Annotated in this window: 23 protein-coding genes; 19 read left to right on the top strand and 4 right to left on the bottom strand. The window is 68.7% G+C overall.

Features of this window, described 5'->3' with window-relative positions; genetic code table 11:
• The first annotated feature begins 8 nt into the window (after positions 1-8).
• From DIE04_RS15410 to DIE04_RS15320, 19 genes are all read left to right on the top strand, one after another.
• Positions 9-806, top strand: a complete 798-nt coding sequence (locus DIE04_RS15410) for a CoA-transferase subunit beta (protein ID WP_124522811.1) — start codon at positions 9-11, stop codon at positions 804-806.
• An 8-nt stretch (positions 807-814) separates the two neighbouring features.
• Positions 815-1741 (top strand): enoyl-CoA hydratase, encoded by a 927-nt coding sequence (locus tag DIE04_RS15405; protein ID WP_124522809.1) that lies wholly within the window; start codon positions 815-817, stop codon positions 1739-1741.
• Complete coding sequence (locus DIE04_RS15400) at positions 1738-2826, top strand: nitronate monooxygenase family protein (protein WP_044845672.1); 1089 nt, start codon at positions 1738-1740, stop codon at positions 2824-2826. The genes DIE04_RS15405 and DIE04_RS15400 overlap by 4 nt, the downstream gene beginning before the upstream one ends.
• Before the next feature lie 25 nt (positions 2827-2851).
• Positions 2852-3661 carry an enoyl-CoA hydratase family protein gene (locus DIE04_RS15395; protein ID WP_124484683.1) on the top strand — a complete coding sequence of 270 codons (810 nt, stop codon included), beginning with the start codon at positions 2852-2854 and terminating at the stop codon, positions 3659-3661.
• Positions 3658-4827: an acyl-CoA dehydrogenase family protein gene (locus DIE04_RS15390; protein ID WP_124484684.1), complete on the top strand. Its 1170-nt coding sequence runs from the start codon at positions 3658-3660 to the stop codon at positions 4825-4827. Before DIE04_RS15395 ends, DIE04_RS15390 begins: the two co-directional genes overlap by 4 nt.
• A 35-nt stretch (positions 4828-4862) precedes the next feature.
• Positions 4863-5933, top strand: coding sequence for an acyl-CoA dehydrogenase family protein (locus DIE04_RS15385; RefSeq protein WP_124521978.1), 1071 nt, complete (start codon positions 4863-4865; stop codon positions 5931-5933).
• The gene (locus DIE04_RS15380) at positions 5930-7081 is read left to right on the top strand and encodes an acetyl-CoA C-acetyltransferase (protein WP_124522807.1); all 1152 of its coding nucleotides are present in this window, start codon (positions 5930-5932) and stop codon (positions 7079-7081) included. Before DIE04_RS15385 ends, DIE04_RS15380 begins: the two co-directional genes overlap by 4 nt.
• Before the next feature lie 41 nt (positions 7082-7122).
• Positions 7123-8001: an SDR family oxidoreductase gene (locus tag DIE04_RS15375; RefSeq protein WP_124573112.1), complete on the top strand. Its 879-nt coding sequence runs from the start codon at positions 7123-7125 to the stop codon at positions 7999-8001.
• A gap of 2 nt (positions 8002-8003) precedes the next feature.
• Positions 8004-9245 carry an acyl-CoA dehydrogenase family protein gene (locus DIE04_RS15370; RefSeq protein ID WP_124521974.1) on the top strand — a complete coding sequence of 414 codons (1242 nt, stop codon included), beginning with the start codon at positions 8004-8006 and terminating at the stop codon, positions 9243-9245.
• Positions 9242-10441, top strand: coding sequence for an acyl-CoA dehydrogenase family protein (locus DIE04_RS15365; RefSeq protein ID WP_124521972.1), 1200 nt, complete (start codon positions 9242-9244; stop codon positions 10439-10441). The genes DIE04_RS15370 and DIE04_RS15365 overlap by 4 nt, the downstream gene beginning before the upstream one ends.
• The gene (locus DIE04_RS15360; protein ID WP_044845664.1) at positions 10438-11238 is read left to right on the top strand and encodes an SDR family oxidoreductase; all 801 of its coding nucleotides are present in this window, start codon (positions 10438-10440) and stop codon (positions 11236-11238) included. The genes DIE04_RS15365 and DIE04_RS15360 overlap by 4 nt, the downstream gene beginning before the upstream one ends.
• Positions 11238-11723: a MaoC family dehydratase gene (locus tag DIE04_RS15355; RefSeq protein ID WP_124522103.1), complete on the top strand. Its 486-nt coding sequence runs from the start codon at positions 11238-11240 to the stop codon at positions 11721-11723. The genes DIE04_RS15360 and DIE04_RS15355 overlap by 1 nt, the downstream gene beginning before the upstream one ends.
• 22 nt (positions 11724-11745) lie before the next feature.
• A complete protein-coding gene (locus tag DIE04_RS15350; protein ID WP_124522805.1) occupies positions 11746-12951 on the top strand; it encodes an acetyl-CoA C-acyltransferase in 1206 nt (401 codons plus the stop codon).
• Positions 12952-13119: 168 nt separating this feature from the next.
• The gene (locus tag DIE04_RS15345; protein WP_044845662.1) at positions 13120-14079 is read left to right on the top strand and encodes a sialidase; all 960 of its coding nucleotides are present in this window, start codon (positions 13120-13122) and stop codon (positions 14077-14079) included.
• A 78-nt stretch (positions 14080-14157) separates the two neighbouring features.
• Positions 14158-16626, top strand: a complete 2469-nt coding sequence (locus DIE04_RS15340; RefSeq protein ID WP_124522803.1) for an RND family transporter — start codon at positions 14158-14160, stop codon at positions 16624-16626.
• Between the two features lie 77 nt (positions 16627-16703).
• Positions 16704-17783, top strand: a complete 1080-nt coding sequence (locus DIE04_RS15335) for a Rieske 2Fe-2S domain-containing protein (protein ID WP_124484691.1) — start codon at positions 16704-16706, stop codon at positions 17781-17783.
• Between the two features lie 306 nt (positions 17784-18089).
• A complete protein-coding gene (locus DIE04_RS15330; protein ID WP_006751843.1) occupies positions 18090-18293 on the top strand; it encodes a cold-shock protein in 204 nt (67 codons plus the stop codon).
• Positions 18294-18756: 463 nt separating this feature from the next.
• Positions 18757-19020, top strand: coding sequence for a translation initiation factor IF-1 (gene infA, locus DIE04_RS15325; RefSeq protein WP_011355053.1), 264 nt, complete (start codon positions 18757-18759; stop codon positions 19018-19020).
• A gap of 692 nt (positions 19021-19712) precedes the next feature.
• Positions 19713-21785 carry a Na/Pi cotransporter family protein gene (locus DIE04_RS15320; RefSeq protein ID WP_124521962.1) on the top strand — a complete coding sequence of 691 codons (2073 nt, stop codon included), beginning with the start codon at positions 19713-19715 and terminating at the stop codon, positions 21783-21785.
• Positions 21786-21953: 168 nt separating this feature from the next.
• Here DIE04_RS15320 and dmpG read toward each other — a convergent pair whose 3' ends face one another.
• The 4 genes from dmpG to DIE04_RS15300 all read right to left on the bottom strand — a co-directional run bounded on the left by dmpG (position 21954) and on the right by DIE04_RS15300 (position 26182).
• Positions 21954-22985, bottom strand: coding sequence for a 4-hydroxy-2-oxovalerate aldolase (gene dmpG / locus DIE04_RS15315; RefSeq protein ID WP_059539660.1), 1032 nt, complete (start codon positions 22983-22985; stop codon positions 21954-21956).
• A gap of 16 nt (positions 22986-23001) precedes the next feature.
• On the bottom strand, positions 23002-23901 hold the full coding sequence (locus DIE04_RS15310) for an acetaldehyde dehydrogenase (acetylating) (protein WP_124522802.1): 900 nt from the start codon (positions 23899-23901) through the stop codon (positions 23002-23004).
• 19 nt (positions 23902-23920) lie between these two features.
• The gene (dmpE, locus tag DIE04_RS15305; RefSeq protein ID WP_124522801.1) at positions 23921-24703 is read right to left on the bottom strand and encodes a 2-oxopent-4-enoate hydratase; all 783 of its coding nucleotides are present in this window, start codon (positions 24701-24703) and stop codon (positions 23921-23923) included.
• Positions 24704-24799: 96 nt separating this feature from the next.
• Entirely contained in the window at positions 24800-26182 is a 1383-nt protein-coding gene (locus DIE04_RS15300; protein WP_124484696.1) for a DUF1329 domain-containing protein, read from the bottom strand.
• Between the last annotated feature and the right edge of the window lie 31 nt (positions 26183-26213).

Below are 26213 nucleotides of genomic sequence, written 5' to 3'. Positions count from 1 at the left end.
GAGCGCCTGTGAGCGAATCTCTCGACCATTCCCTCGCGGAACTGATGATCGTCGCGTCCGCGCGACTCTGGCGCGACGACGGCGAAGTGCTGGCGACCGGCATCGGCACGGGCCCGCGGCTCGCGGCCGGCCTCGCGCGGCTCGCGTACAACAGCGGGCTGATGCTGACCGACGGCGAAGCGTATCTCGTCGAGGCGCCGATCCCTCTCGGGCCGCGTCCCGACGGCTATCGCGTGCAGGCGAGCGGCTGGATGACCTACGAGCGCGTGTTCGACTGCCTGTGGCACGGCCGCCGTCATGCGCTGGTGATGCCGACGCAGATCGACCGTTTCGGCCAGGCGAACATCTCGTGGCTCGGCGACGACTACACGCGTCCGAAGACGCAGCTGCTCGGCGCGCGTGGCTTCCCCGGCAACTCGACGAACCACGCGAATTCGTTCTTCGTGAGCGGCCACGGCAAGCGCACGTTCGTCGCAGGCGAAGTCGACATGGTGTGCACGGTCGGCTACAACCCGGCGCGCCGGCTGCCCGGCATGAAGACCTTCGTCGACCTGCGCAGCATCGTCACCGACCTGTGCGTGATGGATTTCGGCGGGCCAGACCACACGATCCGCGTGCGTTCGCTGCATCCGGGCGTGAGCTTCGACGAAGTGCAGGACGCGACCGGCTTCCCGCTGATCGCGGCGCCCGACCTCGGCACGACGGCCGCGCCGAATGCGGAAGACCTGCGCATCGTGCGTGCGCTCGACCCTCACAACCTGCGCGCGACGATCGTGCGCAACAATCCGGCGCCGCGCCGCGGATGAGGTCCGACATGGAAGCGACCCAGATGACGTTCGGCGACGGTGTCGTCGACTACGCGGTCGAGGACGGCATCGCGACGATCACGATGAACCGTCCCGAGTATCACAACGCGCAGAACTCGAAGATGACGTATGCGCTCGACGCGGCGTTCCGGCGCGCGGCGCACGACGACGCGGTGAAGGCGATCGTGCTCGCGGGCGCCGGCAAGCATTTCTCGGCGGGCCACGACATCGGCACGCCGGGCCGCGACATCCACGAGTCGTTCGACCGCGCGTCGCTGTGGTACGACCACGTCGACAAGGAGGGCGGCGAATTCCTCTATGCGCGCGAACAGGAGGTGTACCTCGGGATGTGCCGGCGCTGGCGCGACCTGCCGAAGCCGACCATCGCGATGGTGCAGGGCGCGTGCATCGCGGGCGGGCTGATGCTCGCATGGGTGTGCGACCTGATCGTCGCGTCGGAGGATGCGTTCTTCGCGGATCCGGTCGTGCGGATGGGGATTCCCGGCGTCGAGTATTTCGCGCATGCGTACGAGCTGAACCCGCGCATCGCGAAGGAGTTCCTGTTCCTCGGCGAGCGGATGCCGGCCGAGCGCGCGTATCAGATGGGCATGGTCAATCGCGTCGTGCCGCGCGAGCGGCTGCGCGATGCAACCTACGCGATCGCCGCGAAGATCGCGACGATGCCGCGCCTCGGCCTCACGCTGACCAAGCAGGCGCTGAACCACGTCGAGGAACTCCAGGGCAAGCGCGCGGCGATGGACGCGGCGTTCGCATGGCACCACTTCGCGCATGCGCACAACGAGCTCGTCAGTGGCGACCGCCTCGGCGGCTACGACGCCCGCAAGATGGCCAGCTCGCAGCGCAAGGCGGAACCGGCGGACGACGAAGCGCAGGCCGATGCGGCACCGGCCGCCGTCAACGGAGCCGCCGCATGAGCACGACGTTGCATACGCCGCTGTGCGACCTGCTCGGCTGCCGCTACCCGATCGTGCAGACCGCGATGGGCTGGGTGGCCGACGCGCGGCTAGTCGCGGCGACCGCCAACGCGGGCGGCTTCGGCTTCCTCGCCGGCGCGACGCTCGAACCCGGGCAGGTCGAGGCCGAGATCCTGAAGGTGAAGTCGCTGACCGACAAGCCGTTCGGCATCAATTTCCACATGTTCCAGAAGAACGCCGCACAGGTGGTCGATCTCGCGATCAAGCACCAGCTGCGTGCGGTCAGTTACGGCCGCGGGCCGGACGCGAAGACGATTCGCCGCTTCAAGGACGCCGGCATCGTCTGCATGCCGACCGTCGGCGCGCCGAAGCACGCGTCGAAGGCGGTCGAGCTCGGCGCGGACATCGTGACGGTGCAGGGCGCGGAAGGCGGCGGCCACACGGGCTCGGTGCCGACCACGCTGCTGCTGCCGAAGGTGCTCGACGCGGTGCGGGTGCCGGTCGTCGCGGCCGGCGGATTCTTCGACGGCCGCGGGCTGGCGGCCGCGCTCGCGTATGGCGCAGCCGGCATCGCGATGGGCACGCGTTTCCTGATGAGCGCCGAATCGCCGGTGCCGCGCGAAACGCTCGACCGCTACGTCGCGGTCGGCGACCCGGCGCGGATCCGCGTGTCGGACGCGCTCGACGGGCTGCCGCAACGGATGATCGACAACCCGTATCTGCTGAAGCTCGAACGCTTCGGCCCGCTGCGCCGCACGTGGTTCGCGCTGAAGACGGCCGAAGCGTGGCGGCGACAGAACGGGCTGAGCACGGGCGACATGCTCGGCCTCGCGATCAAGGCGCTGCGCTCGCACGACTACACGGCGAGCCAGACGCTGATGGCCGCGAACGCGCCGTTCCTGATCCAGCGCGCGATCGTCGAGGGGCGGCCGGACGAAGGCGTGCTGCCGAGCGGCCAGGCGGCCGCGATGATCGGCGCGATCGAATCGTGCGATGCGCTGATCGCGCGGATCGTCGCGGAAGCCGGCGAGCGGCTCGACGCGCTGGCCGCATTGCGCGGCGCGACCGCGGCACAGGCTGCGTAAAAAACATCACAGGGAGGCTTTGGAGATGACTGCATCCAATCAACCGGGCGGCGCGACGCCGTTCCGGATCGAGCGCGCCGACGGCATCGCCGAACTGGTGATCGCCCATCCGCCCGTGAACGCGCTCGATGCGCAGGGCTGGCATGCGCTCGCGCGCGCGCTCGACGCGCTCGGCGAGGACGACGACGTGCGCGTGATCGTCGTGCGCGGCGAAGGCCGCGGCTTCTGCGCGGGCGTCGACATCAAGGAACTCGCCGCGCATCCGGAGCGGATCGTGTCGGTCAACGCCGGCAACTACGAGACGTTCCGCGCGGTGCACCGCAACCCGAAGCCGGTGATCGCGGCCGTGCACGGTTTCGTGCTCGGTGGCGGGATCGGCATCTGCGGCGCGGCGGACATCGTCGTCGCGGCCGACTGCGCGCGCTTCGGCGTGCCGGAGATCGACCGCGGCGCGATGGGCGGCGGCGCGCATCTGCAACGACTGTTCGGTGTGCAGAAGGTGCGCGCGATGTACTTCACCGGCGACATGATCGACGCAGCCGAGGCGTACCGGCTTGGCGCGCTCGAGCAGGTCGTGACGCGCGACGCGTTGCGCGACGCGGCGCTCGCGATCGCCCGCAAGATCGCAGAGAAGAGCCCGGCGATGGTGCGGCTCGCGAAGGAGGCGCTGAACGGCGTCGAGGACGGCGATCTCGAGGGCAAGTACCGCTGGGAGCAGGGCTTCACGCTGCAGGCGTACATGACGAACGACTCGACGGAGGCGCGCGCCGCATTCGTCGAGAAGCGCGACGCGCGGTTCGACGCGCAGGCAGGCGTCGAGGAGGCACGCGCATGAACCTGACCTATACGCCGCAACAGCAGGCGTTCCGCGCGGAAATCCGCGCATGGCTCGCCGCGCACGTGCCGCGCGAGCGGCTGCCGAGCTTCGATACCGAGGAAGGCTTCGCCGCGCACCGCGAATGGGAGCGCACGCTGCACTCGGGCCGCTGGAGCATGGTCACGTGGCCGCGCGAACTCGGCGGGCGCGGCTGCGACCTGATCGAGTGGCTGATTTTCGAGGAAGAGTACTGGCGCGCCGACGCACCGATGCGCGTGAACCAGAACGGCATCTTCCTGCTCGGCCCGACGCTGATGGACTTCGGCACCGACGCGCAGAAGGCGCGCTTCCTGCCCGCGATGGCGGCCGGCGAGCACGTGTGGGCGCAGGGCTGGTCGGAGCCGAACGCGGGTTCGGACATGGCCGCGATCCGCACGACGGCGATCCGCATCGGCGACGAATACGTGCTCAACGGCCAGAAGATCTGGTCGACCCGCGCGGTGTGGGCCGACTGGCTGTTCGGGCTGTTCCGCAGCGATCCCGAATCGTCGCGTCACCACGGGCTCACGTTCCTGATGGTGCCGCTGTCCGCGCCGGGCATCACGGTGCGTCCGATCCGCCAGCTCAACGGGCAGACGGGCTTCGCGGAGATTTTCTTCGACGACGTGCGCGTGCCGGTCGAGAACCGCCTCGCGGCCGAAGGCGCGGGCTGGCAGGTCGCGATGGCGACGGCCGGCTTCGAGCGCGGGCTGATGCTGCGTTCGCCCGCGCGGTTCCAGCGCACCGCGCAGGCGTTGCGCGACCTGTATCTCGCGCACCGCGACAGCGCGGATCGCGACCCGACGCTGCGCGAACGCGTGGTGTCGGCGTGGATGGACGCGCAGGCGTACGCGCTGTCGACCTATGCGACCGCAAGCCGGCTGCTGAAGGGCGGCCATATCGGCGCGGAATCGAGCACCAACAAGGTGTTCTGGTCGGAGCTGGACCTGCGGATGCACCAGACCGCGCTCGACATTCTCGGCGCGCACGGCGAGGTCGTCCCGCAGACGGCCGCGCAGCACGCGACGCTCGGCCACTGGCTCGACGGCTTCCTGTTCGCGCAGGCCGGCCCGATCTACGCGGGCACCAACGAGATCCAGCGCAACATCGTCGCCGAACGGATGCTCGGCATGCCGCGCGCGTGAGCGCGCCGGCGATTCCCTCACTGAACGGACATCGTATGGATTTCGTATTCGATGAAGACCAGGAAGCGCTCGCGGACAGCGTGAAGCGCCTGCTGATGACCGAGATGACCCCGGAGCTGATCCGCGAGCTGTGGGCCACGCCGACCGGCCGCTCCGACGCGCTGTGGTCGCTGTTCGCGTCGCAGGGGCTGACCGCCGTGTCGGTGCCCGAAGCGCATGGCGGCCTCGGCCTGACCGAAGCGGAATGGGCGCTGCTCGCGCAGGCCTACGGCTATTTCGGCAGCCCGGAGCCGCTGCTCGACACGGCGCTGGTGTCGGCCGGCGTGCTCGCGCGGCTGCCCGCCAGCGGCTGGCGCGACGCGCTGCTGCGCGACATCGCCGAAGGGCGCGCGCGTGTCGCGTTCGTGCATCCGGTGAACCCGTATGCGGCCGACGTGCACGTCGCGCAGGCGCTGCTCTGCGAGCACCGCGGCGAGCTGCACCGCGTCGATCCCGCGCAGTGCGCGTGGCGCGCGGTCGACAGCGTCGACCCGTCGCGGCGCCTGTTCACGCTCGACTGGGAACCGTCGGCGGCCACGCGCATCGCGGGCGCCGACGAAGCCGGGCCGCTGCTCGATCGCGCGCTCGACCACGGCGCGTTCGCGGTGGCCGCGCAGTTGCTCGGCCTCACGCAACGCGTGCTCGACGTCGCGATCGACTACAGCGCGCAGCGCAAGCAGTTCGGCAAGGCGATCGGTTCGTACCAGGCGCTCAAGCACCTGCTCGCCGACGTCGCGATCCGCTACGAGTTCGCGCGGCCGGTGGTCGCGCGCGCGGCTCAAGCGATCGCCGACGATCACCCGCAGCGCGCGGTGCTGGTGTCGCACGCGAAGCTTGCGGCGAGCGCCGCCGCGCAGCTGGCCGCGCGCCACACGATGCAGGTGCACGGCGCGATCGGCTACACGTGGGAGCTCGACCTGCAGATCTTCATGAAGCGGATCTGGGCGCTCTCCGGCAGCTGGGGCGACACGGCATTCCACAAGGCCCGCGTGGCCGACGCGATCCTCGGCGACGCATTGCCGATCGGCCCCGCGCAGACCTTCGACTTCGAGGAAACCAATCAATGAAACAAGCCTATATCGTCGACGCGCTGCGCACGCCGACCGGCCGCCGCAAGGGCGGGCTCGCGCACGTGCACGCGGCGGACCTCGGCGGCTTCGTGCTGAAGACGCTCGTCGAACGCAACGCGATTCCGGCCGACGAATACGACGACGTGGTGTTCGGCTGCGTCGACACGATCGGCCCGCTCGCGGGCAACATCGCGCGCACCTGCTGGCTCGCGGCCGGGTTGCCGCTGCAGGTGCCGGGCGTGACGGTCGACCGCCAGTGCGGCTCGTCGCAGCAGGCCGTGCACTTCGCCGCGCAGGCCGTGATGAGCGGTGTGCAGGACGTGGTGGTTGCGGGCGGCGTGCAGACGATGACGCAGATCCCGATCTCGTCCGCGATGACGAGCGCGGTGTCGCTGGGTTTCAACGACCCGTTCTCGGGCAGCACCGGCTGGCGCGCGCGTTTCGGCGACGCGCCGGTATCGCAGTTCGTCGCCGCGCAACGGATCGCCGATCACTGGAACCTGTCGCGCGACGCGATGGAACGCTATGCGCTGGAGAGCCATCGCCGTGCGGTGGCGGCGATCGAGGCCGGCCATTTCAAGCGGGAAATCGTGCCGCTCGAAGGCGTGCAACACGATGAAACGCCGCGCCCCGACACGTCGCTCGACAAGATGGCGACGCTCGAACCGCTGATGCCGGGCGGCTCGCTGACGGCCGCCGTCGCGAGCCAGACCTGCGATGCGGCCGCAGCGCTCTTGATCGTGTCGGAAGATGCCTTGAAGCGCTACGGCCTCACACCGCGCGCGCGCATTCATCACTTGAGCGTGCTCGGCGACGATCCGCTGTGGATGCTCACCGCGCCGATCCCGGCGACCAAGGTTGCGCTGACGAAGAGCGGGCTCGACTGGGCGCAGATCGACGTCGTCGAGATGAACGAGGCGTTCGCGTCGGTCGCGCAGGCCTGGCTTGCCGACACGCGCTTCCCGCACGAAAAGACCAACCCGAACGGCGGCGGCATCGCGCTCGGCCATCCGCTGGGCGCGACCGGCGCGCGGCTGATGACGACGCTGCTGCACGAACTGGAACGCACCGGCGGACGTTACGGGATGCAGACGATGTGTGAAGGCGGTGGTCTCGCGAACGTCACGATCATCGAGCGCCTGTGAGCGCGTCACTTTCACGATCTCTCGATCCAGGAGGCATCAGCATGGGAATCTGTAACGGACGCACCGTCATCATCACCGGCGCCGGCGGCGGGCTCGGGCGCGAATACGCGCTCGCGTTCGCGGCCGAGGGCGCGGCGGTCGTCGTCAACGACATCCGGCACGAGGCAGCGCAGGCCGTGTGCGACGAGATCGCACGACGCGGCGGCCGCGCGCTCGCGAATTCGGACGACATCACCAGGATCGACACCGCGCAGCGGATCGTCGACGCCGCACGTGAAGCATTCGGCGACGTGCACGTGCTGGTCAACAACGCAGGCATCTGCCGCGACAAGATGTTCACCAGCATGACCGAAACCGACTGGGACGACGTGATGCGCGTACACCTGCGCGGCCACTTCTGCCTGTCGAGCGTGCTGGCGCGTGTATGGCGCGACGCCGCGAAGGCTGGCCATCCGGTCGACGCGCGCATCGTCAACACGAGCTCCGGCGCCGGGTTGCAAGGCTCGATCGGCCAGTCGAACTACGGCGCGGCGAAGGCCGGCATCGCGGCGCTCACGCTGATGCAGGGGGTCGAACTGCAGCGCTACGGCGTGCGCGTGAACGCGCTCGCGCCGGCCGCGCGCACGTCGATGACCGAAGGCGTGTTCGCCGACATGATGAAGAAGCCCGAGGACGGCGGCTTCGACTATTTCGATCCGGCCAACGTCGCGCCGCTCGTCGTGTGGCTCGGCAGCGCGCTGTCGGCCGACGTGACGGGCCAGGTGTTCGAGGTCGCGGGCGGGATGATCGCGGTGGCCGAAGGCTGGCGCACCGGCCCGAGCGTCGACCGCGGCGCGCGCTGGGCGCCGGCCGAGGTCGGCCCGGCGGTCGCGCGGCTGCTGGCCGATGCGCGGCCCGCGCAGCGCGTGTACGGGAGCTGACGATGGATCTGGCGCTCACCGACGAACAGGCGATGATCCGCGACGCGGCAGCCGACGTGCTCGCCGAGCGCAGCGCATCGGCCGACGTGCGCCGCGCGATCGAGCAAGCGGCCGGCCGCGACGACGCGCTGTGGGCCGCGCTCGCGGGCGAACTCGGCTGGAACGCGCTGGCGCTGCCGGAGGCGGCGGGCGGGATGGGGCTCGGCGCGGTCGAACAGACGCTGTTGATGGAGCAGCTTGGGCGGCGCGTCGCGTGCGTGCCGTATTTTTCGACCGCGTGCCTGGCGGCCACCGCGCTGGCCGGCTGCGATACGCCGGGCGCGACCGGCTGGCTCGCGAAGCTGGCCGAAGGCGCGTGCAGCGCGACGCTGGCATTGCCGCTCGAGCTTCCGGCCGGCGCGGGTCAACTGCCGGTCGTCGCGGAAGAAGCGGCGGGCGGTTACGCGCTGTCCGGAACGATCGAGCAGGTGATCGACGGTGCGCGCGCCGACCTGCTGATGATCCCGGCACGGATCGCGAACGAAGGGCAGGCGATCGGGGTGTTCGCGATCGACGTCGCGACGGTGTCGGGCCTGTGCGTCACGCCGCTCGACACGCTCGACGCGACGCGGCCGATCGCGCGTGTCGTGCTCGACGAGGCCCGCGTGAGCCGCGACGCGTTGTTCGCGAGCGGCGCCGCTGCCGCGAAGTTGCTCGAACGCACCGCATGGTTCGCAGCGCTCGCGCTGGCCGCCGAACAACTCGGTGGCGCACAGCAATGCCTCGATCTCACGCTCGACTACACCGGCCAGCGCGTGCAGTTCGGCCGCGCGATCGCATCGTTCCAGGCGGTCAAGCACCGCTGCGCGCAGATGATGGTGCTGATCGAATCCGCGCGCTCGGCCGTGCTCGGCGCGGCCCACGCGTGGGACGCGGAAGCCGGCAGCGGCACGCCCGGCGCTGCGCTGCGCGCCGACGTCGCGGCCGCGAAAGCCGCCGCCAACGATGCGTATGCGTTCTGCGCACAGGAGGCGATCCAGCTGCACGGCGGCGTCGGCTTCACGTGGGAATACGACCCGCATCTCTATTTCAAGCGCGCGCAGGCGTCGGGCGCGCAGTTCGGCAGCACGCCGCAACTGCTCGAATGGATCGCCTGCCAGGCGATCGACGGCGGCGCGTCGCGGCACGACGCGGTGCTCGCGTCGTCGCCGTCGGCTTCGATCGCCACGCGTTCGTCCGCCGCGCGCACCGGAGCCCTCCAATGAACAGCGAAACGCGCGAACAGCAATTGCGGCACGAAGTCGCCGACTGGGTGCAGTCGCACCTGACCGGCGAATTCGCGTGCCTGAAGTACCGCGGCGGCCCCGGCGACGAGGAAGCGTTTCCCGAACTGCGCAAGGCGTGGGAACGGGAACTCGCGCAGGGCGGCTGGACCGGCCTCGGCTGGCCGACCGACGCGGGCGGCCGCGGCTTTTCGGTCGCCGAGCAGGTGATCTTCCACGAGGAATACGCGCGCGCCGGCGGCCCCGGGCGGATGGGGCACATCGGCGAAGGGCTGCTCGGCCCGACGCTCGTCGCGTGCGGCACCGACGACCAGCGCGCGCGTTTCCTGCCCGGAATTCTCGCCGGCACGCAGTTCTGGTGCCAGGGTTACTCGGAGCCGGGCGCGGGTTCGGACCTCGCGAACGTGCGCACACGCGCCGAGCAGGACGCCGACGGTACCTGGCGCGTGCACGGCCAGAAGGTGTGGACGTCGCTCGCGCACGACTCCGACTGGATCTTCGTGCTCGCGCGCACCGATCCGGCGTCGAAGGGCAACAAGGGGCTGTCGTTCCTGCTGATGCCGCTCGACCAGCCGGGCATCGAGATTCGCCCGATCAAACAGCTCAACGGCGGCGCCGAATTCAACGAAGTGTTCTTCGACGGTGCGCGCGCGCAAGCATGCGATCTCGTCGGCGCGCCGGGCGACGGCTGGCGGATCGCGATGACGCTGCTCGGCTTCGAGCGCGGCATGTCGACGCTCGGCCAGCAGATGCAGTTCGTCCGCGAACTCGACTGGGTGATCGACGCCGCGCGCGAATCGGGCGCCGATCGCGACCCGGTGCTGCGCCAGCGGATCGGCCGCGCGTGGGCCGGCCTGCGCGTGATGCGCTACAACGCGCTGCGGATGCTGTCGGGCGCGGACGACGCGAACGGCGCCACCGCGCCGCTGCGCCGCGAGGCGCTGATCTACAAGTATTTCTGGTCGAACTGGCACCGCGACCTCGGCCAGCTCGCGATGGATGCGCTTGGGTCCCGCGCGAACGTGATCGATCCGGCCGACGAGAAGCTCACCCATCTGCAGCGCGTGTTCCTGTTCTCCCGTGCGGACACGATCTACGCCGGCACCAACGAAATCCAGTTGAACATCATGGCCGAGCGCGGGCTCGGCATGCCCAGGGAACCGCGAGGAAACGCATGACCGAACCCCAGATCCAGAAAGCGCCGGCGTACGTGCCGGGCCACCAGCTGCTCGCCGGCAAATCGGTGCTGATCACGGCCGCCGCCGGCGCCGGCATTGGCTTCGCGGCGGCGCGCCGCTGCGCGGAGGAAGGCTGTCGCGCGCTGTTCATCTCCGACATCCACGAGAAACGCCTCGAACAGGCCGTGGAGACGCTGCGCGCCGAAACGGGGCTGCAGCAGATCTACGGCCGCCTGTGCAACGTCGCGGTCGAGGACGACGTGCAGGCGCTCGTCGCGGAAGCCCAGGACAAGCTCGACGGCGTCGACGTACTGATCAACAACGCCGGGCTCGGCGGCGCGAAACGCATCGTCGAAATGGACGATGCCGAATGGTCGCGGGTGATCGACATTAGCCTGACCGGGACGTTCCGGATGACGCGCGCGATGCTGCCGCACATGCAGGCCCGCGGCCGCGGCGCGATCGTCAACAACGCATCGGTGCTCGGCTGGCGTGCGCAGGCGGAACAGGCGCACTACGCGGCGGCGAAGGCGGGCGTGATGGCGCTCACGCGCTGCGCGGCGCTCGAGGCGTCGCCTTACGGGGTGCGCATCAACGCGGTCGCGCCGAGCATCGCGATGCACGATTTTCTGAAGAAGTCGGCCCCGGCCGACTTGCTGAATCAACTGGCGTCGCGCGAAGCCTTCGGGCGCGCCGCCGAAGTCTGGGAGGTCGCGAACGTGATGGTGTTCCTTGCAAGCGATTACGCGTCGTACATGACGGGCGAAGTGCTGTCGGTCAGCAGCCAGCACGCATGATGAGCGCGACCCTCGACTCCGTGCGCGCGACGCCCCGCGTGTTCGCGCATCCCGGCGAACTCGCGGCGGCCGTCGGCGACACGCTCGGCGCGAGCGCCTGGCTCGCGATCGACCAGATCCGCATCGACGGCTTCGCCGACGCGACGGGCGACCACCAGTGGGTACACGTCGACCCGGTGCGCGCGAAGGACGGCCCGTTCGGCGCGTGCATCGCGCACGGCTACCTGACGCTGTCGCTCGTCAATTATTTCCTGCCGCAGATCGTGCGCATCGACGGCGCGCGGCTCGGCGTCAACTACGGCTGCGACAAGATCCGCTTCCCGGCGCCGGTGAAGGTCGGCGCGCGCGTGCGCGGCGTCGGCGAGCTGCTGCGCGTCGAGGCGCTCGACGGCGGCGTGCAGGCGTGGGTTCGCGTGACCGTCGAGATCGAAGGCGAGGCCAGGCCCGGCTGCGTCGCCGACACGATCAGCCGCTACTACTTCTAGTTTCGATTCAGAGAGCCAGCTCATGGAAGACGCAGTCATCGTTTCCGTCGCACGCACGCCGATCGGCAAGGCGTTTCGCGGCATGTTCAACGACACCGAGGCGCCCGCGCTGGGCGGCCACGTCGTGCGCGCGGCGCTCGAACGCGCGGGCGTCGCGCCGGCCGACGTCGACGACGTGCTGATCGGCTGCGCCGCGCAGCAGGGCACGCAGGGCTACAACATCGGCCGCCTGTCGGCCGCGGCGGCCGGCTTGCCGGCGTCGGTGCCCGGCATGTCGATCGACCGCATGTGCTCGTCGGGCCTGATGTCGATCGCGAGCGCCGCGCGCAGCATCGGCGCGGGCGACGCGCGGATCGTCGTCGCGGGCGGCGTCGAATCGATCTCGCTCACGCAGAACAAGCACAAGAACGGCTACCGCGCGCGTTCGCAGGCCGTGCTCGACCATCAGCCGGCCGCGTACATGGCGATGATGGAAACGGCCGAGATCGTGTCGCGCCGTTACGGCATCTCGCGTGCCGCGCAGGACGAATTCGCGCTGCAGAGCCACCAGCGCACGGCCGACGCGCAGGCGGCCGGCCGCTTCGACGCGGAAATCGCGCCGCTCGACGTGCGGCGCGCGCTGTTCGACAAGGAAGGCAACCCGACCGGCCACGAAGCCGTCCACGCGGCGCGCGACGAGGGCGTGCGCGCCGACACGACGGCCGAACGGCTCGCGGGGCTCAAGCCGTCGTGGAGCGGCGGCAAGGTCGTCGAGCAGGGCGAGTTCGTGACGGCCGGCAACGCGTCGCAGCTGTCGGACGGCGCGGCGGCGGTCGTCGTGATGTCGCGGGCCGAGGCGGAGCGTCGCGGACTGACGCCGCTCGGCACGTTCCGCGGGCTGGCCGTGGCCGGCTGCGAGCCGGACGAGATGGGCATCGGCCCGGTGTTCGCGATTCCGAAGCTGCTGGAACGTTTCGGGATGACCGTGCGCGACGTCGGGCTGTGGGAGCTGAACGAGGCGTTCGCGTGCCAGGCGCTGTATTGCCGCGACACCCTCGGCATCCCCGACGAGCGGCTGAACGTCGACGGCGGCGCGATCGCGCTCGGCCACCCGTTCGGGATGTCGGGCACGCGGATGACGATGCACGCGCTGCTCGAAGGCGCGCGCCGCGGCGTGCGCCATGCGGTCGTGACGATGTGCATCGGCGGCGGGATGGGTGCCGCCGCGCTGTTCGAGGTCGGCGCGTAACGACGCTCGAGCAAGGCTCACCGGCAGCCGAGCCGGCAGCCCGATTCGGCTGCCATCCATTCGGGACCATTCGAGGCCGCGGCAACGACCGACGGCCCGGAGACTTGCAGCGGCAGGGCGAGCGCGTCGGCGCGGGCCCGGGCCGCTCGCAGAGAAGGAGACAAACCGATGAAACGTACTTTGCCAGGACTCGCTATGTCGGCGCTCGTGCTCGGCGCCGCGCTGTTCGCGTTCTCGCCGCGCCCGCTGCCGGCGTTCCCGGTCACCGCGATCCATGCGGACCGCCTGCAGATCAACGGGCTCGCCCGCGCCGGCACGCGCATCGTCGCGGTCGGCGAGCGCGGCGTGATCCTGTTGAGCGACGATGCGGGCGGCCGCTGGCGGCCGGCGTCGGTCACGCCGGACCAGGGATCGACGCTCACGCAGGTGAGCTTCGTCACGCCGACGCTCGGCATCGCGGTCGGTCACGACGGCCGGATCCTGCGCAGCGACGACGCGGGCGTGCACTGGCGCGAAGTTCATGGCGACAACGCGCATTCCGACCCGCTGCTGTCCGTGTGGGGAACCGCGAACGGCCCGCTGTTCGCGGCCGGCAGTTTCGGCCAGCTGCTGCGCTCGGACGATGCCGGGCTCACGTGGCAGCCGCTCAAGACACCGGCGGGCGACCGCCACCTGAACGCGATTGTCGGCGACGGCCACGGCGACCTGCTGATCGCCGGCGAGAGCGGCACGCTGCTGCGTTCGACCGACAACGGCGCGAGCTGGGACAAGGTGCCGTCGCCGTACCAAGGCTCGCTGTTCGGCGCGCTGATGCTCGCGAACGGCGACTGGGTCGCGTACGGCATGCGCGGCAACGTGTTGCGCAGCACCGATCGCGGCGCGACCTGGACGCACGTCGACAGCCACGTGCCGGTGTCGTATTTCGGCGCGACCCAGCTTGCCGACGGCGAACTCGTGCTGGTCGGGCAGGGCGGCGCGATCGTCGGGTCGCGCGACGGCGGCCTGACCTTCGACGTGCGCAAGCTCGGCGGCGTGCAGAGCCTCGCGGCCGTGCTCGACATGGGCCGCGGCGCGCTGCTGCTCGGGGGCGAGGCCGGCGTCGCGCCGCTCGCTGCGTCGCCGTCCTGATGCGCGGCGGCGGTCGCGTTGCCGCGCCGCCCGCATCGTCCGCATCGCCTGTTCCGTCCGTTCCGACACGAGAAATCCATGAACGACCTGTCACGCTCCACCGAAGCCGTTCCCGCGTCCCGCCTCGCCGCGTTCGTCGAGCGCTGCGCCGATACCATCATCCGGCAGCGCCGTCTGCTGATGTTGCTGTGCGTCGCGCTGACGCTCGCGCTCGGCCTGTCCGCGACGCGCCTGAAGCTCGATCCGGGCTTCAACAAGATGATCCCGATGCAGCACCCGTACATGCAGGTGTTCGAGCGCTACGCGGGCGCGTTTCCCGGCGCGAACACGATCCTCGTCAGCCTGCGCTGGAAGGGCGACGGCGACATCTACAACCAGACGTTCATGGACGCGCTGCGCCACGCGACCGACGACGTGTTCTTCATCCCCGGCGTGAACCGCTCGCGCGTGTTCTCGCTGTTCACGCCGAACGTCCACTACACCGAGGTGACGGAAGCCGGTTTTCGCGGCGACGTGGTCGTGCCCGGCCAGTTCTCGAGCGCGAACCCGGACGACCTCGCGAAGGTGCGCCGCAACGTCGCCCGCTCCGGGCAGATCGGCCGCCTGGTCGGCAACGACCTGAAGTCGGCGCTGATCCGCGCGGAGTTGCGCGAGACCGATCCGGCCACCGGCAAGCGGCTCGATTACAGCGCGGTCGCGCGCCAGCTCGAGGAGGTCCGCGCGCGCTACGCGAAGCAGGGCATCGACGTGAACATCATCGGCTTCGCGAAGCTGGTGGGCGACGTCGAGGCCGGGATCGCCGGCGTGATGGCGTTCTTCGCGCTCGCGTTCCTCGTGACGGCCGCGCTGCTGTTCGCCTATACGCGCTCGCTGAAGACGACCGTGCTCGCGCTCGTCGTCGCGCTGCTGCCGGTCGTCTGGCTGCTCGGCGCGCTGCCGCTGCTCGGGCTCGGCATCGATCCGATGTCGATCCTCGTGCCGTTCCTGATCTTCTCGATCGGCGTGTCGCACGCGGTGCAGATGACCAATGCGTGGAAGCAGGCGCTGGTGCGCGGCGCATCGTCGGCGGAGGCCGCGCGCGACGCGTTCCGCAAGCTGTTCGTGCCGGGCACGGTCGCGCTGCTGACCAACGCGCTCGGCTTCATGGTGATCATGCGGATCAGGATCGACATCGTGCGCGAGCTCGGCATCACCGCGTGCCTCGGCGTGCTGCTGATGATCGTCACCAACAAGGTGTTCCTGCCGATCCTGCTGTCGTACACGCGCCTCGAACGCGGCACGCTCGCGCGGGCGCAGCGCACCGCGGCGGCCGGAGGAAGCCCGATGTGGTCGCGCTTCGCGCTGTTCGCGCGCCCGGCGCCCGCGCTCGGCGTGTTCGCCGTCGCGCTCGCGCTGCTCGCGTACGGCACGCTCGAGTCGCGCAGGCTCGAGATCGGCGACATCGGCACCGGCGCGCCGGAGCTGCGCGCGAACTCGCGCTACAACGTCGACAACGCGGCGATCACGCACCAGTACAACATCGGCGTCGACGTGCTGTCGGTGATCGTCGAGACGACCGGTTTCGACGACGCCTGCCTGCATTACCCGGTGATGAGCGCGATCGAGAAGTTCGAGATGAACATGCGCGGCGTGGCGGGTGTGCAGTCGGTGACGAGCGTCGCGTCGCAGGGCAAGGTGTTCATCGCCGCGTTCAACGAAGGCAATCCGCGCTGGGCCGCGTTGCCGCGTTCCAGCGATGGGCTCACGCAGGGTTCCAACGCGTTCGACCCCGACAACGGGATGAACACCGCGAACTGCAAGGCGATCCAGGTGCTGATCTACACGAAGAACCACGAAGGCACGACCATCGCGCACATCGTCGACGAGATCAAGCGCTACGCGGCCGAGAACCCGACGCCGAACGTCGCGTTCCGGCTCGCGGGCGGCAACGTCGGCGTGATGGCCGCGACCAACGAGGCGGTCGGCGACGCGGAGGTCGCGATGCTGCTGTCGATCTTCGGTGCGATCGCGCTGCTGTGCGCGGTCACGTTCCGCTCGTGGCGCGCGGTGCTGTGCATCATCGTGCCGCTCACGCTGGTGTCGATCCTGTGCAACGCGGTGATGGCGCGGCTCGGCATCGGGCTGAAGGTCGCGACGCTGCCGGTGATCACGCTCGGTGTCGGCGTCGGCGTCGACTACGGGATCTACCTGTACGAACGCCTGCAGCACGACCTGCGCCACGGCGCGACGCTGCCCGACGCATTCGCCGACGCGATGCGCCAGCGCGGCACCGCGGCGCTGTTCACGGCCGTCACGATGTTCATCGGCGTCGGCACGTGGGCGTTCTCCGCGCTGAAGTTCCAGGTCGACATGGGCGTGCTGCTCGCGTTCATGTTCCTCGTGAACCTGTTCGGCGCGGTGTTCCTGCTGCCCGCGCTGGCCGCGTGGCTCGGCGTCGAGCGTGCCGAGCGCCGCGTGGCGCAACTGCCGCAGCCGTCCGCGTCGTCTGCGTCGGCACCAGCGCGCGAACCGACGCGCGCGCTCGAACCCGGCAATCCGGCGCGCTGAACGACGCAACCCCCGAACCCCCATTACCCCGGTGCGCGGCGGGCCGCCGCGCGTCCCCCAAAGAGGAGTCAACCCACATGTCCGCACGCCCTTACAAGATCGAAGCCCAGCCGCTCGCGCAGCGCTATGCGCGCGGCTGGCACTGCCTCGGCCTCGCCCGCGACTACAAGGACGGCAAGCCGCACACGCTGAACATCTTCGGTCGCAAACTCGCCGCGTTCGCCGATTCGACCGGCAGGATCAACATCGTCGACGCGTACTGCCCGCACATGGGCGCCGACCTGAGCCTCGGCACGGTCGAAGGCGACAACCTCGTCTGCCCGTTCCACGGCTGGGCGTGGAACGGCGCAGGGCAGTGCGCGTCGATTCCGTATTGCAAGCGGATTCCGCCGAAGGCGCGCATCGGCGCGTGGCCGACCTGCGAGGAAAACAACCTGCTGTTCGTGTGGAACGACCCGGAAGGCAATGCACCGCCGCCGGAAGTCGCGATTCCGAGGCTCGACGTGTGCTTCTCCGACGAATGGTCGGACTGGGTCGTCGACAAGATGGTGATCAACGCGAACTGCCGCGAACTGGTCGACAACATCTCGGACGTCGCGCACTTCGCGACCGTGCACCATGCGCCGATCGACTATTTCGCGAACCTGTTCGAGGATCACAAGGCGACGCAGCTGATGGTCGGCCGCAGCGAGAAGCTCGGCGGCGACAGCCTGACCGCGCTGTCGACGTATTTCGGGCCGGCCGTGCACATCACGCAGATGACGGGGCAGAGCGGCGGACAGCCGATCCATTCGGTGCTGCTGAACTGCCACGTGCCGATCGACATGAACAGCTTCGAGCTGCGCTACGGCGTGATCGTGAAGAAGGTGGCCGGCCTGAGCGACGCGCAGAACCTGGAGATCGCGAACGCTTACGTGAAGGAAGCGCAGCGCGCGTTCTACGAGGACGTCGACATCTGGCACAGCAAGACGCGCATCGACAACCCGCTGCTGTGCGAAGGCGACGGGCCGCTGTACCAGATGCGCGACTGGTATTCGCAGTTCTATCTGGACGCGGCCGACGTGCGGCCGTCGAGCGTCGCGCGCAAGTCGTTCGAGATGAAGATCCGCGACGGCGAGACGCCGCCGGCGCTGCATCACGTGTTCGAACCGCAGTAACGCAATAGCGCAGTCACGGCGCGGCGTGGCGAGTGGCGGGAAAAATGGGGGGCGTATCGCTACGCCTCCCGATTGCCGCAAACGCCCGCCGGACAAGGCGGCGCGTGCTGCCGCGCGCACGCGTCGCATCGAAAGGACTTGACGGATCGGCTTGCACCGCGTAGTGTCCGAGACCGAAGTCTTCAAGAAGCTCGATTGCTCATCATTGGCCGCACGGCGTGCGGCAGTCGTTGGTCTCTCCCTCTTTGATTCTTTCTGTGCCCGTCACGGGCGCATGTTCATTTCATTCGTATTAAGGAAGTATTTGTGGATACCGGTACCGTCAAGTGGTTCAACGAAACCAAGGGCTTTGGTTTCATCTCCCCGGACAACGGCGGCGACGATCTGTTCGCCCATTTCTCTGAAATCCGCGGCACGGGTTTCAAGACCCTGGCCGAAGGCCAGAAGGTCAGCTACGAAGTGAAGCGCGGCCCGAAGGGTCTGCAAGCGTCGAACATCACGCCGCAGTAAGCCGTATCGGCACCGGTCGCCAAGCGGCGGCCGCTGCCGGACGGATCTCGCGCGGAGGCCGGCCCGAGCCGGCGTCCAGCGCGTTCCGACGCACACGACCGATGCATCGCGGCATTCACGATGCATCGGTCGTGTGCTTCCCTCATCCATCGCACGTCCGTACGACGTGCGATCCAACGCCCTCGCGACGCGTTCGCCGTGTCGCCAGCGGCCCATGCTGCAACCCGAGTAGACCGTCGCCATGCCGCACGCGGCGCGGTCCCGACTTTGCGCGGTGCTGATCGCATCGCCGCCACTGACCGCCCGACCGCCGCAACGCGCCGGGCTCCGATTGCAAGGCGGGCCCGTCGCCCGTCTGAAAGCGTTGATCCCCGGCATCCTGCCGGCCGCCGTCCCGTTGCCGGGCACGGCGCCGGTGAGTTCGCCGCGGCCGCGGTCATTCACCTTGTCTGGAGGAATTGGTTTGGCAAAAGAAGAACTGCTGGAACTGGACGGAATCGTCGACGAAGTGCTGCCGGACAGCAAATACCGTGTCACGCTGGAAAACGGCGTCGTGGTCGGCGCGTATGCGTCGGGCCGCATGCGCAAGAACCACATCCGCATTCTCGCGGGTGACCGTGTGACGCTGGAACTGTCGGTGTACGACCTGACGAAGGGGCGCATCAACTTCCGCCACAAGGACGCGAATTCGCCGCGTCCGCCGCGCACCGGGCAACCGCGTCGCTAAGCAGTAGCGATCGGGCGGCGCAACGCTGTACCGATCGAAACCCGTCCGGCCCGGTCATGCGGCCGGGCACACCGGATGGACGGCGCAGGTCGCGCCGTTCGCCGGTCTGGTTCGCGGATTCGACGTCGGCGAGCCATCTCCGACGAGCGCCGGCCCAAAGCGCGCGCTCCGCTCCCATCCAGTTGTACGCATCCACGTATCGCACCGCGCGTTTCAATATCGAAACATGCCGACGTGTCGGCACAGCGGCGTGCTCGGCCCGCTCGTGATGGTGACGCCACCACGTGGTCGCCGGGCGCGCGTGTTGGCGGCAATCAACATGGGCCGATGCATGAGAGACGCAGGCCTGTATCAACGCTGCAACACATCCATTCGCCCAACGGGCCCATTTCCGTATTTTTCGGTTTCAACACGCCTTGCGCACCCGACCCGCATTGGTGGCACGCCACTTGCAGCGGGGATGTGGCTGCGGGCGCGTGATTTCATGGAAACCGCCGTGGGCGACCGTAACGTGGCGCACGGCGTCTTCGGGGGAAGGCTCGTCGCGTGATCTACGGTTCGGTCGTGCGTTTCTCCGTCGCGACAAGACGTATTCGAGTTCGCCTTTCCTCGCCGGCCGGCGACGGGCGTGATCGAACTTCACGACGGGAAACGTTACAAGAACAACCGGTCGGCGTCTGGGGCCCAGAGTCATGACATTCACGTTCACGCTGGTCGATCTCGCCGGCTCGATTGCGCTGGTGCTGCTCGGGACGCAGATGCTTCAGACCGGCATGCAGCGCGCGTTCGGCGCTGGCCTGCGGTCGCTGCTGGAACGGGCGCTTTTCGGGCGACTCCCTGCCTTCTTCGGCGGCATGGGCGTAACAGCGGTGCTGCAGAGCAGTACGACGACCGCGGTCATGACGAGCGAGCTCGCCGCGCAGGGGCGCGTTGGCCTTGTCCCGGCACTGGCCGTCGTGCTCGGCGCGAACGTGGGTACGACGTTGCTCGTGCAGGTGCTTTCGTTCGAAGTCGGCGCCGTGTCGCCCGCCCTGATCCTCGTTGGCGTACTGATGTTCCGCAAGGTATCGAACACTTGCGCTCATGAACTGGGGCGCACGCTCATCGGCCTGGGCCTGTTGCTGCTCGCACTGCATCATCTGCAGGAGTTGATGACGGACTACGAGGATGCGCCGAATCTTCGGATGCTGCTGAGCGACGCTTCCACGATACCGCTGATCGACGTCCTGCTGGCGGCCGGCCTGGCCTGGGCCGCCGATTCGAACGTCGCGATCGTGCTCCTGATCATGTCGCTGTGCGCGCAAAACGTCATTCCCCCCGATACGGCTTTCGCACTGGTGCTGGGTGCCAACCTGGGCGCGGCCATTCGCCCGGTGCTGGAGGAGACCGCGACACACGATCCTGCCTCCCGATGCGTGCCGGTCGGCATGCTGCTCATTCTGTCGGCCGGCGTGGTGATTGCGCTTGTCGCACTGACGCCGATCGGTTGCGTCATGGTCAGGATCGAACCGGACAATGGGCGGGTGGTGGCCGATTTCCATACGCTGTTCAACCTGTCGCTGGCCGGCCTGTTCCTGCCGCTGCTGGTCCCGTACGCCGACCTGCTGACCCGACTGCTTCCTTCGCTCGTGAAGGTCTCGGCCGCGTCCCGATCGCAGTACGCCGATCCGCTCGCGGAACAGGCGCCCGGGATCACGCTCGCCATGGAGGCCCGTGATGTGCTTCCCGTCGTCGACACGCGATACGGGATACGTTCACGAGCCCGTGCCGCATCGATCGCCCGTGCCGGAGCGTCGGTCACGGAAGTTCATACCCACGACGACGTTCTCGACAATGTCAGGATTGCGCCCCGGACACCGCTGACGCGCCCCGATGCCGGACAACTTGCCGGCTACGAGGGACGGCACCGGCATGCAGGAGAGGACCGGCTACAGGAGGACGCGCGGCATTGCATCGAAATCGGGAAATGCGCCGGCCATACGATCGAGCACCTTGGCGCCGACGGCAACGTGCAGACGTACTACCCGGCGAAGTCGCTGTGGCTCACCCTGCAGGACATCCAGGTCGTCAGGCGACTGGAGCCCGCCGGAGGGACAACGCATTCGACGCTTTCGACCTATGTCCAGGGGACGGCGAGTCTGGACGACTGCTGTCTGTCGATCATGGGTGACGTGCGGAACAGCACGCGCACGATACACATCACCTTCGCGGCTCGCGAGATCGGCCAGCCTGAACGGCACGGCCTTCGCGAATTGCAGGACGAACTGGGCATCACCCATTCGGACGATCCGCTTGGCACGGCACGGCTCGGCTACAACGAGTCCGATGACGAGATGCAGGAACCGGCTCAGTGGTGGGCATGGTGCGACGTGCCGGCGAGCAGCATGCAGGCACTTGCCGACGGTGTCGAGGCGGGACAGGTCACAGCCGTCAAGGCCGGGCTGTGCCTGCGGGACGTCTATACGTCGATCCCGCCCGGTGCCGTGCTGGCGGGGGGATTGCGCGTGTTCCTGAGGCCCGGCGAGGATGACAACGCATTGAAGGCGGCGCCGATCGCCAGCGGATACGTCGTGTATCTCGCCATCGATCTCCCGAAGGTCAGCCTGCCGGGAGATGGCCGGACAGCGCGGATGCCGCTGCGCACGGACGACGGGAATCCCGTCGTGGCGCTGACGGAGAGGCTCGACAAGGTGTTCACCGGCTTGAAGTGGCTCGCTGCGCTGGTCGCGATCCTGGTTGTCGTGCTTCTGAGCAAGGGGCGGTGACAACCAGGAAGCCGGGGGCTGCCGATCGCGTTGCGGCCGATTCGGCTACCGGCTCCGAATCACTGCATCAAGCGTGCGCAATGCTCGAGCGGCCGCGTCTCGCAGGAAATCTTCGACGAACGGCTCGCATCATGCCGATTGCCGCGCGTGTTGTACGCTGACCGCCGTTCAGGCCGCCACCGCCCGTGCCCGCGCCATCGTCAGCGCCGCATCCTCGATCATGTCCTCCTGCCCGCCGACGAGCCGCTGCCGGCCGAGTTCGACGAGGATGTCGCGCGCCGGAATCCCGTACTTCGCTTCCGCGCGCTTCGCGAACAGCAGGAACGACGAGTAGACGCCCGCGTAACCGAGCGTCAGCGCATCGCGGTCGAGGCGGATCGGCGCGTCCATGATCGGCACGACGAGATCCTCGGCGACGTCGGAAATCGCGAACACGTCGACGCCGGTCTCGATCCCCATCCGGTCGCACACCGCGACGAACACTTCCATCGGCGTATTGCCGGCGCCGGCACCGAGGCCGGCGGCAGCCGCGTCGATCCGGTTCGCGCCGGCGGCGACCGCCGCGACCGAGTTCGCGACGCCCATCGCGAGGTTGTGGTGGCCATGGAAGCCGAGTTCCGTCTCCGGCTTCAGCGCGGCGCGCACCTGGCCGATCCGCGCGGTCACGTCGTCGGGCAGCATGTGGCCGGCCGAATCGGTGATGTAGATGCAGTTCGCGCCGTACGACTCCATCAGCTTCGCCTGCACGACGAGCTGCTCGGGCGACGACATGTGCGCCATCATCAGGAATCCGACGGTATCGAGGCCGAGCGTGCGCGCGAGGCCGATATGCTGTTCCGACACGTCGGCTTCGGTGCAGTGCGTCGCGACGCGGATCGTGCCGACGCCGAGCTCGTGCGCCATGCGCAGGTGCTCGACGGTGCCGATGCCGGGCAGCAGCAGCGCCGACACCTTCGCCTGCTTCAACTCCGGAATCACGGCGCTCAGGTACGCCTCGTCGGTATGCGCGGGAAAACCGTAGTTGACCGAGGCGCCGCCGAGCCCGTCGCCGTGCGTGACCTCGATCAGCGGCACGCCGGCCGCATCGAGCCCGCGCGCGATGTTGCGCATCTGGTCGAGCGTGATCTGGTGACGCTTCGGGTGCATCCCGTCGCGCAACGACATGTCGTGGACGGTGATCTTCTTGCCTGCAAGTGACATCGTGTGACTCCTCGACTCAAGCGGTGGCGGCCGTCGCGGCCAGCATCTGTTCGGCGAAACGCTCGGCCGTGGCGGCCGCGGCGGCGGTCATGATGTCGAGATTGCCCGCGTATTTCGGCAGGTAATCGCCGAGCCCCTCGACTTCCATGAACACCGACACGCGGTTGCCGTCGAACACCGGGCCGTTCTTCAGCGTGTAGCCGGGCACGTAGCGCTGCACGTCCTTGACCATCGCATGCACCGACGCGGTGATCGCGTCGACGTCGGGCGGGCCGTCGGTCAGGCAGTGGATCGTGTCGCGCATGATCAGCGGCGGCTCGGCCGGGTTGATCACGATGATCGCCTTGCCCTTGCGGGCGCCGCCGACCTGTTCGATCGCGCCGGACGTCGTGCGCGTGAATTCGTCGATGTTCTTGCGCGTGCCGGGGCCGACCGAGCGCGACGACACCGTCGCGACGATCTCGCCGTACGCGACCGGCTGCACGCGCGACACCGCGTACACCATCGGGATCGTCGCCTGGCCGCCGCAGGTCACCATGTTCACGTTCATCTGCGCGCTGCCGAGATGCGCGTCGAGGTTGACCGGCGGCACGCAGTACGGCCCGATCGCGGCTGGCGTCAGGTCGATCATCTTCACGCCGAGCGCGGTGAGCTTGTCGGAGTTGTCGCGGTGCACGTAGGCCGACGTCGCGTCGAACGCGATGCGGATCTCGTCGTCGGCGACGTGCGGCAGCAGCCCGTCGACACCTTTGTCGGTGGTCTTCAGCCCGAATTCGCGGGCCCGCGCGAGGCCGTCGGACGCAGGGTCGACGCCGACCATCCACACCGGTTCGAGCACCGGCGAGCGGCGCAGCTTGTAAAGCAGGTCGGTGCCGATGTTGCCGGGCCCGATCAGTGCGCATTTGATTTTCTTCATCAGGATCCTTCCTCTTCCTTTAGATAAAGCGGACGTCGCAACCGCCGATGCCGGAGATGTGCATCGACAGCGCGTCGCCGGCCGTGACCGGAATCAGTTTCGCGAGCGAGCCGGACAGCACGATCTCGCCGGCGAGCAGCGGCACGTCGTATTCGGCGAGCGTGTTCGCGAGCCACGCGACCGCGTCGGCGGGATGGCCGAGCGCCGCATCGCCGCGGCCTTGCGCGACGGTCGCGCCGTTCTTCTCGATGGTCATCTCGCACGCGGCGAGATCGAGCGTGCGCGGATCGACGCGCGCATCGCCGAGCACGTAGACGCCGCACGACGCGTTGTCGGCGACGGTGTCCTCGATGCGGATCGCCCAGTCGCGAATGCGCGAATCGACGATCTCGAAGCAGGGCGCAACCGCGGCCGTCGCGGCGATCACGTCGGTGCGGTCGATGCCGGGGCCGCGCAGGTCGCGCGCGAGGATGAACGCGATCTCGCCTTCGGCGCGCGGCGCGATCAGCGACTCGGTGGCGATCGCCTCGCCGGCCGCGTAGTGCATGCCGGACAGCAGGATGCCGAAATCGGGCTGGCGCACGTTCAGCATGTCCTGCACGGCCTGGCTCGTCACGCCGATCTTCTTGCCGACCACCGATTCGCCGCATTCGATGCGGCGTTCGATGAAGCGTTGCTGGATCCGGTACGCATCGTCGAGGGACAGCCGGCGCGGCCGCCCCGACAGCGGCGCGACCGGCGCGCGGGAGTGCCACGCGGCATACAGCTCGTCGCCGAGCGTCGCATGCAAGCGGTTGGACATGGTAGGGCCCTCGAATGGAAAAGGCCGCCGTCCCGGGCGGCGTCGGGCGCCGGAGCGAGGCTCCGGCGCGAGGCTCCGGCGCGGGCGGCGATTTGCTTAGTTACCCGAACTGCGGATCGCGTCAGGCGAGAAGTACGCTTCGCTGAACTGCGGGCTGCTGTCGAGCTTCGGCATCGGCCCTTCGTTGGTCAGGCGGTCGGCCATGTAGGCGCCGGAGATCAGGTCGTGGAAGAACACGACGCCCGGGTAGAAGGTCTTCGCGTCATATGCGTACAGCGTCGTCGCGACGTTGGTGCGCCACAGCTGGCCGCGTGCGTCGTAGTTGTCGGCGAGCAGCGTCATCCACGAATCCTCGTCGATGTACAGCACGCGCTTCGCGTACTGGTGACGATAGCCGCTCTTCAGCGTCGCTTGCAGCACCCACACGCGATGCAGCTCGTAGCGGATGTACGAAGGGTTTTCATGTCCCTTGGTCAGCAGGTCCGCATACTTGACCGAGCTGTCCATCGCCTTGTAGTTGTCGTACGGCACGTAGACTTCGCGTTTGCCGACGATCTTCCAGTCGTAGCGGTCGCCGGGGCCGTTGTACAGGCGGTCGTCGTCGACGGTGCGGAAGCCGCCCGGGCCCTGCGGCTGGTCATAGCCGTATTCGGGCGCCTGGCGCACGCGCCGCGTGCCCGGGTTGTACATCCACGTGCGCGACGAGTTGTCCGCGCCGGCCTTGTCCCAGTTCGTGAAGCCGACGATCAGCGAGCCGCGGTCGGACAGCGGCAGCTCCGTCGCGTTGCGATAGAACGTGCGGTTGTTCAGGTCGCTCTTCACGTCGTACTTGCCGACGTTGCGCGGCGAGTAGATGTCGTAGCGCACCTTGCCCCACGCGATGTTGCCGTCGGAGTACACGACCGCCTGGTCGTAGGTTGCCTGCTCGGTGCCGATCGCCGACGAGAAGCGCTGGTTCCACAGCAGCTCGGCGGCCGTCTTCGGGATCGGGTACGGCACCTGCGGCGGCGCGTTGGTCAGCCCGTTCGCGTCGGACGTCATCGTCGAATCGGGCGCATACGTGCGGATGTCCTTGTAGACGGAATCCGCGTAGCGGAAGTCGCGGTGGCTCGGGTAGACGTTGATCTTGAACGTGGCCGGATAGCGCTTGAACATCGCCTTCTGGCCGTCGGTCAGGTGCTCCGCGTACTGCGCCATGTTCTCGGCGGTGATCGTCGCGACCGGCTTCTCGTTCGCGAACGGATCGGGGTAGCGGCTGCCGCGCTTGTACTGCACGTCGGGCGGCGTGCCGAGCCACTTGCCCGACCACTCCGGCACGCTGTTGTCCTTGCTCGCGGCGCGCACCGCGCCCATCGGCGTGAGCGGGCCGTCGAGCGCCTTCAGGTCGTCCGGCGTGACCTTCGGGAACGAGGCCGTCGCGACGAGCGCGCACGCGGCCATCACCGATGCGCGCAGGAGGGGGAGACGAGTTCGTTTCATGACAAATCCTCTTCTTGCTGAGTGACGAGCG

The organism is Burkholderia sp. Bp8994 (assembly GCF_003853805.1).
Classification (GTDB): Bacteria; Pseudomonadota; Gammaproteobacteria; order Burkholderiales; family Burkholderiaceae; genus Burkholderia.
The sequence above is the reverse complement of the archived record's forward strand: the minus strand, read 5'-3'. Positions and strand labels throughout refer to the sequence as shown.